The 13,991-nt window shown below is 62.3% G+C and carries 14 protein-coding genes; 10 read left to right on the top strand and 4 right to left on the bottom strand.

Annotated features, from left to right (window positions below):
- The first annotated feature begins 12 nt into the window (after positions 1-12).
- From FQ755_RS36535 to FQ755_RS36520, 4 genes are all read left to right on the top strand, one after another.
- The gene (locus FQ755_RS36535; protein WP_144163002.1) at positions 13-663 is read left to right on the top strand and encodes a TetR/AcrR family transcriptional regulator; all 651 of its coding nucleotides are present in this window, start codon (positions 13-15) and stop codon (positions 661-663) included.
- A gap of 189 nt (positions 664-852) precedes the next feature.
- Positions 853-2,337 (top strand): MATE family efflux transporter, encoded by a 1,485-nt coding sequence (locus tag FQ755_RS36530; RefSeq protein ID WP_222105828.1) that lies wholly within the window; start codon positions 853-855, stop codon positions 2,335-2,337.
- Between the two features lie 89 nt (positions 2,338-2,426).
- A complete protein-coding gene (locus FQ755_RS36525; protein WP_144163000.1) occupies positions 2,427-3,029 on the top strand; it encodes a TetR/AcrR family transcriptional regulator in 603 nt (200 codons plus the stop codon).
- A gap of 195 nt (positions 3,030-3,224) precedes the next feature.
- A complete protein-coding gene (locus tag FQ755_RS36520) occupies positions 3,225-3,788 on the top strand; it encodes a GNAT family N-acetyltransferase (protein WP_144162998.1) in 564 nt (187 codons plus the stop codon).
- Between the two features lie 122 nt (positions 3,789-3,910).
- On the opposite strand, the gene sodB is transcribed toward FQ755_RS36520, so the two are convergent.
- Complete coding sequence (gene sodB / locus FQ755_RS36515; protein ID WP_144162996.1) at positions 3,911-4,489, bottom strand: superoxide dismutase [Fe]; 579 nt, start codon at positions 4,487-4,489, stop codon at positions 3,911-3,913.
- A gap of 207 nt (positions 4,490-4,696) precedes the next feature.
- Entirely contained in the window at positions 4,697-6,076 is a 1,380-nt protein-coding gene (gene xseA, locus FQ755_RS36510; protein WP_144162994.1) for an exodeoxyribonuclease VII large subunit, read from the bottom strand.
- 592 nt (positions 6,077-6,668) lie between these two features.
- On the opposite strand from xseA, the gene lpxK reads away from it, so the two are divergent.
- The 5 genes from lpxK (at position 6,669) to FQ755_RS36485 (ending at position 10,663) form a co-directional block, all read left to right on the top strand.
- A complete protein-coding gene (gene lpxK, locus FQ755_RS36505; RefSeq protein WP_144162992.1) occupies positions 6,669-7,685 on the top strand; it encodes a tetraacyldisaccharide 4'-kinase in 1,017 nt (338 codons plus the stop codon).
- Positions 7,666-7,872, top strand: a complete 207-nt coding sequence (locus tag FQ755_RS36500) for a Trm112 family protein (protein ID WP_144162990.1) — start codon at positions 7,666-7,668, stop codon at positions 7,870-7,872. Before lpxK ends, FQ755_RS36500 begins: the two co-directional genes overlap by 20 nt.
- Positions 7,873-7,888: 16 nt before the next feature.
- On the top strand, positions 7,889-8,701 hold the full coding sequence (gene kdsB / locus FQ755_RS36495; RefSeq protein ID WP_144162988.1) for a 3-deoxy-manno-octulosonate cytidylyltransferase: 813 nt from the start codon (positions 7,889-7,891) through the stop codon (positions 8,699-8,701).
- A 229-nt stretch (positions 8,702-8,930) separates the two neighbouring features.
- On the top strand, positions 8,931-9,596 hold the full coding sequence (gene adk / locus FQ755_RS36490) for an adenylate kinase (RefSeq protein ID WP_144162986.1): 666 nt from the start codon (positions 8,931-8,933) through the stop codon (positions 9,594-9,596).
- A 308-nt stretch (positions 9,597-9,904) separates the two neighbouring features.
- Positions 9,905-10,663: a 3-hydroxyacyl-CoA dehydrogenase gene (locus tag FQ755_RS36485; RefSeq protein WP_144162984.1), complete on the top strand. Its 759-nt coding sequence runs from the start codon at positions 9,905-9,907 to the stop codon at positions 10,661-10,663.
- Between the two features lie 91 nt (positions 10,664-10,754).
- Here the strand turns inward: FQ755_RS36485 and FQ755_RS36480 are convergent, their stop codons facing one another.
- Complete coding sequence (locus FQ755_RS36480) at positions 10,755-11,606, bottom strand: SirB1 family protein (protein ID WP_144162982.1); 852 nt, start codon at positions 11,604-11,606, stop codon at positions 10,755-10,757.
- The gene (murJ, locus tag FQ755_RS36475; protein ID WP_144162980.1) at positions 11,603-13,153 is read right to left on the bottom strand and encodes a murein biosynthesis integral membrane protein MurJ; all 1,551 of its coding nucleotides are present in this window, start codon (positions 13,151-13,153) and stop codon (positions 11,603-11,605) included. Before murJ ends, FQ755_RS36480 begins: the two co-directional genes overlap by 4 nt.
- 412 nt (positions 13,154-13,565) lie before the next feature.
- Here murJ and rpsT point away from each other — a divergent pair, with 412 nt between their 5' ends.
- On the top strand, positions 13,566-13,844 hold the full coding sequence (gene rpsT / locus FQ755_RS36470) for a 30S ribosomal protein S20 (RefSeq protein WP_074300617.1): 279 nt from the start codon (positions 13,566-13,568) through the stop codon (positions 13,842-13,844).
- Positions 13,845-13,991: the final 147 nt, after the last annotated feature.

Genomic DNA, 13,991 nt, shown 5'->3' with positions numbered 1-13,991 from the left:
GAAGCGTTCACGATGAAATCCGCCGCTAGCCCGATGACCGCAGCGCCGGCGAAGCGCCGCCGTTTGAGCACGCAGGAGCGCGAAGAGCAGATTCTGGCGGGCGCGGTCGCGTTTTTCGCAGAGCACGGACTCGAAGCGCAGACGCGCGATCTGGCGAAAGCGATCGGCATTACCCATCCGCTGCTGTTTCACTATTTTCCGACCAAGCAGGCGCTGATCGATCGCGTCTATGAACGCGTATACCTGGGCCGCTGGAAACACGAGTGGGAACAATGGGTCGTCGATCCATCGATGCCGTTCGAGGCCCGGCTGTGCCGCTTCTATTGCGACTACGCGCGCATGGCGCTGACCCGCGACTGGGTGCGCATCCTGCTGTTTTCCGGGCTCAAGGACGGCTACATCCCGCACCGTTATCTCGGCGTGCTGCGCGAGCGCATCTTTCCGCTGATCGTGCGCGAGACGCGAGCCTATCTGGGCTTCGCGCCGCGCCCGGAACCCACTGATGCGGAACTCGAACATCTGTGGGGATTGCATGGCGGGATTTTTCATCTGGGCGTGCGCATCCGGGTCTATCACGAGCCCGAACCCGCGGATCTCGATGCCGTGGTCCACCAGCGCGTGCACGCGTTCATCGTCTCGGCGGGCGCCATCTTTTTGCCGTGAGCAGGCCGGGCGAGGACGGCGCGTCCCCCGGCGACCATTCCGCTTGACCGCCCGGAAAGACGGCCGGTTGTCATCGTACTCTGCCCCGCCTGACTCCCCATTCCTCGTGTAGGACGCTCCCGGCCTGTGCGGGATACGCGCCGTTGCATCGAATGCTCACATGCCCTATAGTATTACGACCATAATTTAATGATGAGCGACGACATGACGGACCGCGCGACATTGAGCCCACCACAGCAGGGACACTCCAATGATGGAGAGCCGAAATTGACGACGCAGACCGGGCGCGAGGCCGCGAAACTACGAACGCGTGAAGCGATGCTGCACGGACCGATCTTCGCAACAATGATGCGCATGGCACTTCCGACGATCGGCGTCCTCGTCGCGCAAACGCTTGTCGGTGTCGCCGAGACCTACTACGTGTCGTTTCTAGGCACGCCGGCTTTGGTCGGCGTCTCGCTGGTGTTTCCCATCTGGATGCTCATGACGATGATGGCGGCCGGAGGGATTGGCGGCGGAGTCGCTTCGGCAGTCGCACGCGCCGCCGGCGCGGGCAGGCATGGTGACGCCAATGCTCTCGTCGTGCATGCGGTGGTTATCGCTATCATTTTTGGCCTGGCATTTTCGATCCTCACGATCGGAATGGGCTCTCATCTCTACAGCGCGCTAGGCGGGACTGGCGAAGCGCTCCGATCTGCGCAGACGTACTCGACTTTCGTCTTCCTCGCCGCCATCCCGATCTGGATCGTCAACCTTCTGTCGGCCGCCCTTCGGGGAGTCGGCAATGTCCGCGTGCCGGCGATGGTGACGTTTATCGGCGCAGCGGTTCTGGTCCCGCTGTCCCCTCTGTTCATCTTCGGCATTGGGCCGTTTCACGGCTTTGGCCTTGCAGGGGCTGGCATCGCCGTCAGCCTCTACTACTGGGTAGCGGCGGCCGCCCTGTTGCGATACATGGCAAGCGGACGATCCAGCTTGCGTCTTTCACTCGACGCCCTGCGCTGGCCGTTGTTCCGCGACATTCTCAAGGTCGGCGTGCTGGCCGCGCTCGGCACCATTCAGCTGAATGTGATGGTGTTGCTCGTTACTGGCGCCGTGGGCAGGTTCGGTGTCGATGCGATCGGCGGGTTCGGGACCGCGTCCAGACTTGACTACGTCCTCATTCCCGTCCTGTTCGGAATGGGAACCGCCATCCTCACGATGGTCGGCACCAATGTCGGTGCGGGGCAAGTCCCCCGAGCGAGGAAGATTGCATGGATCGGCGTCGCTGCCAGCGTCGCCATCACCGAGACGGTGGGTCTGTTGGTCGCGATCTTTCCCGGTCAGTGGATCGGCCTGTTTAGCCATGATGCGGGAATCATGGCGACAGGTTCGCTCTATCTGCGCGTCGTTGCGCCCTTCTATGCCGCGAACGGGATCGTCTTCGCCCTCGGCTTCGCGGCGCAGGGCAGCGGACATATGTGGCGAATCTTTTTTGCAGGCACGGCGCGTCTGCTGATCGCGGCTGGCGGAGGGTGGCTGGCTGTTGCCGTGTTCGGCCTACCGCAAGCGGGCCTCTTTGCCATCGTTACGGCCGCAATGATGATTGCCGCGGCGATCTGCGTGGTCACCGAGCTATCGGGTGCCATGTGGCCCCGCCCTGTCGGCCACACCGGCTCCGCAGTTAAAGTGTCGTGATGATCGCTACTTGTCCGGGCCGCGAACAACGGACAAGCGCTTTCGTTTAACTATCGACGGCTGTCTCGCCAGCCAGGGAGCAAGAAATCATGCGCTACGCCAAAGGCCACAAAGACGAAACGCACGGCCATATTGTCAAGATAGCCTCGAAGCTCTTCCGCGAAGAAGGCATTGAGAAAATCGGTGTTGCCGCCGTAATGGAAAGCGCCGGTCTGACCGTCGGTGGCTTTTACAGCCACTTCAAGTCGAAGGAAGAGTTGGTCGGAGAAGCCATTGCATGCGCCGCGGACCAAACCCTATTCCGTATGTTCGGCGCTCTGGACGACGACGGTAAAACCAGCCTCAAATTAATTGTGGAACGCTATCTGAGCGTCGAGCACCGAGACAATCCAGGAATGGGTTGCGTTGTGTCAGCGCTTGCATCAGAGCTGAAAAATCGACCGGCCGATACGCGCGCGACCGTTGCCGACAAGACCGCAGAGTTTATCCAGCGCATTGCGAATCGCCTGCCTTCAAAGGTCGGCGCTAAAACACGCTTGAGGACGGCGAGTGCCATCTGGGCTGTGATGGTCGGCACGCTGCAGCTTTCCCGCATCGTTCCTGATAAGGAATTGTCTACGCAACTGCTGAAAGATGGCATTGCAAACGCGCTGAGGCTTGCCTCTGAGACCGAAAGGCCGAACGCTGCGTGAATCCTGAAACGGGCAATCAACTCCCGCTCGGACTTGAAGTCGCTGCGGACGCCGGGCAGGACGTAATGCTGCTGGACTTCGCGCGCGGCGCACCCGGGCGTCTTGGACAAATTCCCGGACCCAAAAGATAGGCCTGAACGATCTGCTATCCTGGTGCCGCCGTAACAGACGGCGCATACCGTGCGGAGGAGCAGGATGAAAGATCGAGTTGAACTGCTGACAGAGCGCCTGCGTCTGCGTCGTGCGCGTCAGGGCGATGCCCCTGTCCTGTTCCGGAATTACACGGGCGCCCAGAATTGCTCACGCTTTCTGCAAAGGCGCCCCCACAAGGATGTCGCGCACACCGAAGCGATGCTCGAAAAGTGGTGCATCAGCGCGTGGAATCAAGCGGATGCGCCGTTTTCCTGGGTTATTAGCACTCTCGACGACGATGAACCGATCGGCTTGTTTGTTGTCATTCCCGACGGACACAAGACCGAAATTCACTTTGGAATCAGCGAACGGTTCTGGGGACGCGGACTCGTAGCCGAAGCGGGCCAGGCTGCGGTTTCGGCGCTTTGGCGCTCGCCTGACGTCCAACGAATCTGGACAGTATGTGATGTCGAAAACACCGGCTCACGGCGGGTTCTGGAGAAACTGGGATTTCGGTGTGAGGGGACATTGCACAAATGGCTAGTGCTCCCTGCATTCGGAAATCTCGCGAGAGATTGCTACGTATTCGCCAGCACGTCCCGCCGCGGTGTGGCGGGAGTCGAGTAGCGCTCGCCATCGCGGTGGCGACGGTTCACTCAACGGTCTAAACACCGAAAAGCAAAAACCAGAAAGCAGAAAGCAGAAAGCCCTCGAATGAGGGCTTTCACTTTCGTTACCGCGTTTAAACCTTACGCGAAATTCTTCGCAGCAAAGTCCCAGTTCACGATGTTCCAGTACGCTTCGACGAACTTCGGACGAGCATTGCGATAGTCGATGTAGTACGCGTGTTCCCACACGTCAATCGTCAGGAGTGCCTTCGCGTCCGTGGTCAGCGGCGTGGCGGCGTTGCTGGTCGACACGAGGTCGAGCGAACCGTCTGCCTTCTTCACGAGCCATGCCCAGCCCGAGCCGAACGTGCCGACCGCGGTCTTGGCGAATTCTTCCTTGAACTTGTCGAAGGAACCCCACTTCGCGTTGATCGCGTCAGCGAGCGCGCCCTTCGGTGCACCGCCACCTTGCGGCGACAGGCTGTTCCAGAAGAACGTGTGATTCCAGACTTGCGCAGCGTTATTGAAGACACCGCCCGATGCCTTCTTGACGATCTCTTCAAGCGACAGGTTCTCGAACTCCGTGCCCTTGATCAGATTGTTCAGGTTAGTCACATAGGTCTGGTGATGCTTGCCGTAGTGGTATTCGAGCGTCTCTTCCGACATGTTCGGAGCGAGAGCGTTCTTTGCAAACGGCAGCGGCGGGAGCGTATGTTCCATGGTGCTTTCCTTCTATCTGTGTGTGGGGGGTCAGTCTGAGGATAACGCTGTAGAGCACTCGATTGTAGGCGACTTGGAATAACCCCGCAAACGAGCGGACTTTATGCCCGGCATCCGCGAAAACGCGCCTGAATGACGTAATTAGTGCTCACGCCACACGCTTGTCACGGTCAAATGTACGACCCGGCCATGCTCCCGGCAGGTGTATCAGAATCCATCCGCCAGACGTGCCTGCACATCGGCCAGCGTGATGTCCGCGGCGCCTTCGGCGAGATGCACGGTGAGTCGCCGTCCGGGCTTGAGCGAGCCCGGCGTACGCACCGCGCGGCCGTTGTTGGCGTCGAGCAGAGCCGCATAGCCGCGCTCGAGCGTGCGTTGCGGACTCAGCACCTCGAGACGCGCGGCGAGCGTCGTCACGCGCGCCGTCTGGCGTTCGTGCTGACGCAGCACGGCATCGTCGAGACGCTGTGCGAGCGTGTTCAAGGTGGCGCGATGCGCGGCGAGGTCCGGGCGCCAGCGTTGCCAGCGCATCTGCAGCAGCGAAAAACGTGCTCGGGCATCGCGCACCGGACGCGCCCCTGCTGAAGCGAGCCGCACACTGAGTTGTTGCAGGTGCGTGCGTTGCCGCGCGAGCCGCTCGGATGGCGAAACGAGCCGGCGCGCGAGCCAGTCCAGTTGCTGCGCCCGCCGTTCCATCATGCGGCCAAAGCCGCGCGCGAGCGTCGCGTGACGGTGGTCGAGGTCGCGCAGCAACAGCACGCGTTGCGGACTGACGAGCTCGGCCGCGCCCGTTGGAGTCGGCGCGCGCACGTCGGCGGCAAAATCGGCAATCGTGAAATCGGTTTCGTGACCGACGCCGCTCACCACCGGCACGCGGCTTTCGGCAATCGCACGCGCCAGCACTTCTTCGTTGAAGGCCCACAGATCTTCGATCGATCCGCCGCCGCGGCACACGATCAACACGTCGACCTCGCGCCGCGCGTTCGCTGTTTCGACCATCGCCGCGAGTTTCGCGCTCACGCCCACGCCTTGCACCGGCGCCGGATAGACGATCACCGGAATATGCGGCGCGCGTCGTTGCAGCGTGGTCAGCACGTCGCGCAACGCGGCAGCCTGCAATGACGTGACAATGCCAATCGAGCGCGGATGCGCCGGCAATGGCCGCTTGCGTTCGGCGGCAAACAGCCCCTCCGCTTCGAGTTGCGCCTTGAGTTTCAGGAAGGCTTCGTAAAGCCGCCCCTGCCCGGTCCGGCGCACTGCCTCGACGTTGAGTTGCAGTTCGCCGCGCGGCTCGTACATCGTGACCAGCGCCCGCACTTCGATGCGGTCGCCTTCGCGCGGCGTGAATTCGGCATGCTGCGCGCGGCCGCGGAACATGACGCAGCGCATCTGCGCCTGGGCGTCCTTGATCGAGAAATACCAGTGGCCGCTGGCGGCGCGCGTGAAATTCGACACTTCGCCCGCCACCCAGACGAGCGGGAACGAGCGTTCGAGCATCGTGCCGATAGCGCGGTTGAGCGCCGAGACCGGCACGACGACATCACCACCCGACGTAGCAGCGGACGAAAAAGGACTTTCGGAGTTCATGCGAGGAATAGGGATGACAGGCCGGACAGACGATAGACCGAGCGGCCATCCACGTCCAGCACGTCGTACCAATTGTTAAAAGTGTCCACATGTCGGGAGAATCTTTCTAACGCCTGTCAAGTCCCTCGCGGAGCCCCATGGCATCGAAGCAAACCATTGATTTATATGTGTTTTATATCTCGTTAATGCGATAGCGTGCCGACAGGACCCGCGCGGATCGGGCCTTCCAGCCTCGCCGACGGCGGGTTCTCCACAAAGTTATCCACAGGCTGTGAGACCTCTGTCGACGCGTCAATTGGCCCTGCCAATAACGTCGCCGCATTCTTCGCGACTTGCCGCGCACGACACCCGCGCGCTAGAGTGCCGGGTTTAAAGGGCATCATGAGCCGTGCGCGAAACCGAGGCATGGAAGCTCAGGCGCAGAGCGCCTTTTGCCTCGTCGCCCTTCCCGCGTCAGTTGCGCCGCCGTTGTACCGTCCGACTTGTCCCGCTGGTTTTCGCCTGGAGAAAACGCGTTGCTACTGAGCCTCTTCACCGCGACATTTGAACTGTCGCCGCTACGGCTGTCGCCACTTACCGCGGCCTCGGCCCCATGAGCGGCCTCAAAGCCCGCATCGAAACGCGCCTCGCGAGCGAATGGCGGCAACGCGGCCCGCTTGCGTGGGGGCTGCTGCCGTTCGCCTGCCTATTCGGCGCTATCGCCGCCGCGCGCCGCGCCGCGTTCTCGCTTGGCTGGATGAAACGGGTGAGCGTCGGCGTGCCGGTGGTGGTGGTCGGCAACGTGACGGTCGGCGGCACCGGCAAGACGCCCACGGTAATCGCGCTTGTCGAAGCCCTGCGGGGCGCCGGCTTCCATCCGGGTGTCGTGTCGCGCGGCTATGGCGCGCGCGTGAACCGGCCAACCGCGATCACAGCCGCCTCGTCGCCACAGGACGGCGGCGACGAGCCCTTGCTGATCGCCCGCCGCACCGGCGCGCCGGTCTGGGTCTGTCCGGACCGCGTCGCGGCCGCCCAGGCGCTGTGCGCCGCGCATCGTGAAGTCGATGTGATCGTCAGCGACGACGGCCTGCAGCATTACCGCCTCGCGCGCGACGCCGAAATCGTCGTGTTCGACCATCGTCTGGGCGGCAATGGCTTCCTGCTGCCGGCCGGCCCGTTGCGCGAGCCGCTGTCGCGCCGCCGCGATGCGACGCTCGTCAACAGCCCATACGAACGCACGCTGCCGCCGTGGCCGAACACCTTCGCGCTCGCGCTCACGCCAGGCGACGCATGGCATCTCGGCAATCCGTCGCTGCGCCGCCCGCTCGCCCAGTTCAGCGGCGAACGCGTGCTGGCCGCGGCCGGGATCGGCGCGCCGGAGCGCTTTTTCGCAACCTTGCGCGCCGCCGGCCTGACGCCCGAGACCCGCGCGCTGCCGGATCATTACAGTTTCAGCAGCAATCCATTCGTGGACGTCGCCGCCGACGCGATCCTGGTCACCGAAAAGGATGCGGTAAAATTAGGGGCCTGGCACGACGCGCGCATCTGGGTAGTCCCGGTTGAAGCTGCGCTCGATCATCGCCTCATCGAATTAGTTGTGGAGAAACTCCGTGGACGCTCGCCTGCTTGAAATTCTCGTCTGCCCCATCTGCAAGGGCCCGCTCAGCTACGACCGTCCGGCGCAGGAGCTCATTTGCATCGCGGACAAGCTGGCCTACCCGATCCGCGACGGTATCCCCGTGATGCTGGTGGACGAAGCCCGTCAAACGGTGGAAGGCACGCCGGTCGAGCCGCTCAATCCCGCACCCGGCGCATAAAACCGCAGTTTCTCCGATGACTCAAGCTACTCCTGCATCCGCCGCCCCGCCGTTTATCGCCGTCGTACCGGCGCGCCTTGCTTCCACGCGTCTGCCCGACAAGCCGCTCGCCGACATCGGCGGCAAGCCGATGGTCGTGCGCGTCGCCGAACGCGCGCTCGCCTCGGGCGCGCAGCATGTACTGATTGCATCGGATGCACAGTCGGTGCTCGACGTCGCCCGCGAGCACGGCATCGAAGCCATGCTCACGCGCGCCGATCATCCGTCCGGCACCGACCGCCTCGCGGAAGTCGCGGCGCATTTCGGCTGGAGCGACGAAACGATCGTGGTGAACGTGCAGGGCGACGAACCGCTAATCGATCCCGCGCTGGTGTGCGGCGTTGCGTCGCACCTCGCGGCGAGCCACGCATGTGCGATTGCGACCGCCGCCCATCCGATCACCGACCCCGCCGAGATCTTCAATCCGAACGTCGTCAAGGTCGTACTCGATGCGCGCGGCGTTGCGCTGTACTTCTCGCGCGCGCCGATTCCCTGGGCGCGCGACGCGTATCAGCCACACTGGCCGGATGTCGCCGCCATGCCCGCGCCGCCCGCGCCCGCAACGGTCTACCGGCATATCGGGCTGTACGCCTATCGCGCAAAGTTTCTGCGCTCCTACCCGAGTCTGACGATCTCGCCGATCGAACAGGTCGAGGCGCTCGAGCAACTGCGCGCCATGTGGCATGGCGAGCGGATCGCCGTGCTCGTCACCCGCGAGGCGCCGCTGCCGGGCGTCGACACGCCCGCCGATCTCGCCCGCGTAAGGTCGTTATTCGGTCCGTCGGCGTAAAAACCCATGGCATAATCAAACGGTTGTGCGCACCATCTGCAATGATCGTTCGTCAGGGTTTGCCCGGTCGTCCCGCTATCCCCCTCGCAGCGCCGTCGTCATAGATGTGCCGCGCGAGGCGCATTGCGCCAGTTCGATACAGGCCCCCTGAACCCAACGCGCAGATACGCTTGCGAATCAGCCCAAGCGTTGCGCCGCGCAAGAATTCACATAGATCTGGAGATATCACATGCGTTTGATCCTGTTGGGTGCCCCCGGAGCGGGCAAAGGCACCCAGGCGACCTTTATCAAAGAGAAGTTCGGCATTCCGCAAATTTCCACCGGCGACATGCTGCGTGCGGCCGTTAAAGCCGGTACGCCGCTCGGCGTTGAAGCAAAGCGTTTCATGGATGCCGGCGAACTGGTGTCGGACGAGCTGATCATCAACCTCGTCAAGGAACGTCTGAAAGAAGCGGACTGCGCGAACGGCTATCTGTTCGACGGTTTTCCGCGCACGCTGCCGCAAGCCGAAGCCATGAAGCATGCCGGCGTCGCCATCGACTACGTGCTGGAAATCGACGTGCCGTTCGACGAGATCATTGTGCGTATGAGCGGACGCCGCGTGCATGCCGCGTCGGGCCGCACGTATCACGTCAAGTTCAATCCGCCGAAGGTCGAGAACACCGACGACGTGACGGGTGAACCGCTAATCCAGCGCGACGACGACAAGGAAGAAACCGTCAAGAAGCGTCTGGACGTCTACGTTGCGCAGACCAAGCCGCTGATCGAGTACTACACCACGTGGGCGAAGAACGGCGACGCTTCGAGCAGTTTGAAGGCGCCGCAGTACCGGGCCATTTCCGGCCTCGGCACAGTGGATGAAATTCGCGCCCGCGTGTTCGAGGCGTTGAAGTAATCACGCGTTGAAATCAGGCGCCGACCACTTTGTTTTAGTTTGATCAAAGCACACGCAACGCGCCAGTAAGCCGCAATGCAAAAAGACCCGCCTTCACAGGCGGGTTTTTTATTTTGCGTGTGTGCACTTTAATGCGCAGCCTTATTAATCAGTTATCCAAATCAAAACGGTTTCCCGCATTCGATTCGCCCTACCGGCGCATGCGCCGCTGCTCTTTCGCCATCCGCTGCTGCAGCACAGCCGTTACAATCGATTATCGAAAAGATATTCGATCGTGCAGATTAACGAACTGAAGCAAAGGAGAAGACATGGAGATTCGTGACAATGTGTTCCTGATCACCGGCGGCGCGTCCGGCCTCGGCGCGGCAACCGCGCGCCTGTTCGCTGCGGAAGGCGGCAAGATCGTGGTGGCCGACCTCAATCAGGACGCCGGCACGGCGCTCGCGCAGGAGTTGGGCGGCGTGTTCGTCAAGTGCGATGTAAGCCGCGAGGAAGACGGCATTCAAGCCGTCGAAGCAGCAACCCGGCTCGGCACGCTGCGTGGCCTGATCAACTGCGCGGGCGTGGCGCCGGCCATCAAGACCGTCGGCAAGGACGGCCCGCATCCGTTGGAGTCGTTTTCGCGCACCATCTCGATCAACCTGATCGGCACGTTCAACATGATCCGCCTCGCCGCTGCGGCGATGGCGAAGAACGAACCGAATGCGCTCGGCGAACGTGGTGTGATCGTCAACACGGCGTCGGTTGCGGCGTTTGATGGCCAGATCGGCCAGGCGGCCTATGCGGCGTCGAAGAGCGGCGTGGTGGGCATGACATTGCCTGTCGCCCGTGATTTGTCGCGCAACGCAATTCGCGTGATGACGATTGCCCCGGGCATCTTCGAAACGCCGATGCTGCTCGGCATGCCGCAGGACGTGCAGGACGCGCTCGGGGCGATGGTGCCGTTCCCCCCGCGTCTGGGCAAACCTGTGGAATACGCGATGCTCGCCAAGCAGATATTCGATAACCCGATGCTCAATGGCGAAGTGATCCGTCTGGACGGCGCGATCCGGATGCAGCCGAAGTAACACGGCGGGATGAGCCGAATGCATGGAGCGGCGGGCCGAACCAGGCCGCGCCCCATGCATCCATTAGACGAATCGAATCGAAGCGCCCGCGTCAGTCGCGATCGTTATGCTGCGTGCGTTGCCTTAGCTCATGCAGTTGCGATTCGACGACGGTGGCGTCATCGGCATCCGGCCGGTCGCCTAGATAGCGCTCCAGATCTTCGAGCGCCGGGCGCAGATAATCGAGCCGCGCATAAGCGAAGCCGCGGTCGCGCACTTCCTCGATGCTCTCCGGCAACAAAATCACCAGCCGTTGCTGCACGGCCAGCAAACGTTGCCAGCGTTCCGTCTGAAGATAGGTGGACTTCAGATTACCCAGCATTCGCGCAATGATCTCGCGGCGCGTGGCCGGCTGCAGCAGCATTCGCAGGGCGCGGCTGACCGACTCGCCCGCCGACGCCACATACGGCTCCAGCATCTCAACCATCTCCGACTCGGACAGCGAATGCCCGGTGGTCGGATCGAGCATTACGTCGCCATCGGGCGTCGTCACGCGCAGCAGGAAATGTCCCGGAAACGACACACCGCGCACCGGCACGCCAATCTGCTCCGCCATTTCCAGATACAGCACGGCGAGCGAAATCGGAATGCCACGGCGCCGTTTGAGCACGACATTCAGATGACTGTTGTCGGGATCGTAGTAATCGTTGAGGTTGCTGCCGAAGCCCAGCTCGCGGAAGAAAAAGCGGTTCAGGATGCCGACCTTCTGCTTGATATCGGCGTCGGCCGGCATGCGGCGCTGCAGGCGCACCACCAGCTCGTCAATCTCGGCGAGCGTGCCTTGCAGATCGAGATCGGGATAGGCGTCCTGTGCGAGCGAAAGCGCTGCCTCGGTGAGAGGCAGGCTGTCGTCTTCGGCGACCAGCGTGCTGAAATAGTCGAGAACCCGCGTCGTGGTGATCACTTCACTCGCCTTCTGAAATACGCGTATTTGAAGCCCATCAGCCAAAGCATACCGAAATATAGCGCAGCGAACAGAACGAGGCACGCGGCGAGCAAGACGATGCGCGCGAGCGGTTGCGCATGCAGGCCGATCCAGTCAAAGCTGATGGCGAACCAGTGCATCACGCCCGCGAGCACGAGGCAGGCGCCGATCATCTGCACGAAGAAAACCAGCCAACCGCTCGACGGCATATAGATGCCGCGCCGGCGCAAGCCGATGAACAGCAGCAGCGCGTTCATGCAGGCGCCGAGCCCGACGCTCAGCGTCAAACCGGCATGCGCAAAGATCGGCACGAACACGAAGTTGCTCAACTGCGTGACGATCAACACGCCGATGCCGATCTTCACCGGCGTCTTGATGTCCTGCTTGGCGTAGAAACCGGGCGCGAGAATCTTGATGAGAATGAGCCCGATCAACCCGACGCCATATGCCGCCAGCGCGCGGCCCACCATCACCACCGAGTGGCCGTCGAACTTGCCGTAGTGGAATAGCGTCGCCGTCAGCGGCTCGGCGAAGAAAAACAGCGCGATCGCGCTCGGCGCGGCCAGCAGAAAGGTCACGCGCAAGCCCCAGTCGAGCAGCGACGAATACTCTTGCGGATCGGCGTCGACGTGGGCCTTGGAGAGGCTCGGCAGCAGGATCGTGCCGAGCGCGACGCCCAGCAGCGCCGTGGGAAATTCCATCAGGCGGTCGGCGTAATTGATCCACGAGACCGCGCCGGGTCCGATACGCGATGCAATGTTCGTATTAATGATGAGGCTGATCTGCGCCACCGACACCGCGAACATGGCCGGCACCATTTTCGACAGCACGCGCTTGACGCCGCGATGCGCGAGCGCGCGCACCGGATCCCAGCCGATGCGCGGCACCATGTCGATCTTCTTGAGGCCAGGCAACTGCACCAGAAACTGCAGCACCCCGCCGACGATCACCGCCCACGCCAGCGCATACACCGGCGTCTTCATATGCGGCGCGACGAACACGGCCCCGACGATGAACGCCACGTTCAGCAGCACGGGCGCAAACGCGGGCAACGAAAAGTTCTTGTAAGTATTCAGCACGCCCGAGGCCAGCGACGTCAGCGAGATGAACACGATGTACGGGAACATGATGCGCGTCATCGTGACGGCAAGCGGATAAGCCTGACCATCGTGCGCGAGGCCGGAAGCCACCACGTACACCACGCCCGAGGCCCCCACCACGCCGAGCAGCGAGAGAATGGCGAGCGCCCAGGCGAGCACGGTCGAGGTGGCGTCGACGAGCGCCTTGGTCGCGTCGTGTCCCTGCTGATTCTTGAATTCGGCAAGAATCGGCACGAACGCCTGCGAAAACGCGCCTTCCGCGGAAATCCGGCGCAGCAGGTTGGGAATACGGAAAGCGACGTAAAACGCGTCGGTAAACTGACTGGCGCCGAACGCGCGGGCGATCAGCGTTTCGCGGGCCAGTCCGGTCACGCGGGACAGCAGCGTGAAGCCGCTGACCGTCAGGAGGGCTCGGAATAGATTCATGGGGCGCTTATTATACGGGTGCCGCACAGGCGGGCTATCAACCAGGACCCGAATCGGACCGATTTGCCGCGCAGACGTTCGCCGCGCATCCCCGCCAGGCAGTTTGAGCGACGCGTCACGACGACACTCGCGCCCCGGATCGCGCATTTCCGTTTGCCACGTGCTTGTTTTTGTTGCTATAATCGCCGGTTTCGAAGCTCGCTCAATTTTCGGGCGGCATTAAGGACGCTTACGAGATACCTCGGGCACCCTTCCAATGCCAGCTGAAATGAGCCTGATTTGGTGTAGCTGGATCAGTAATTTCGACACTTTTTGCGCTCTTGGGCAATCGCTTCCAGGAGTTCGATCTAAAAGCAGCACCCGGCCACTCGAAGGTCAGGTACTGGAAACAGGAACAGGATAAGGAACCGTCATGGCTAACTCCGCACAAGCACGCAAGCGCGCCCGTCAGGCCGCGAAAGCAAACTCGCACAACTCGGCGCTGCGCTCGAAGTTCCGCACGGCAATCAAGGCTGTTCGCAAGGCGATCGACGCCGGCGACAAGGCTAAGGCCGCTGAGATCTTCCTGTCGTCGTCGAAGACGATCGACATCATCGCCGACAAGAAAATCGTTCACAAGAACAAGGCAGCTCGCCATAAGAGCCGCCTCGCTGCAGCCATCAAGGGTCTGCAAGCGCCCGCAGCGCAGTAAATCCGGTCAGCCCGCTTCGGTGGGCTACCTCCTGTTTCCGCTGCGTCGTCATGAAAGCCCGCTCTGGCGGGCTTTTTTGTTTGGGCGGCGTGCGGATAAGCGGCGGTGCAGATGGCCGGCGCGCCGTGTCTGCAACAGGCATAGGCA

This window comes from Paraburkholderia sp. BCC1885, from assembly GCF_900996235.1.
Classification (GTDB): Bacteria; Pseudomonadota; Gammaproteobacteria; order Burkholderiales; family Burkholderiaceae; genus Paraburkholderia.
Note: the sequence above shows the minus strand (reverse complement) of the source record. Positions and strands in the feature narration are given on the sequence as shown.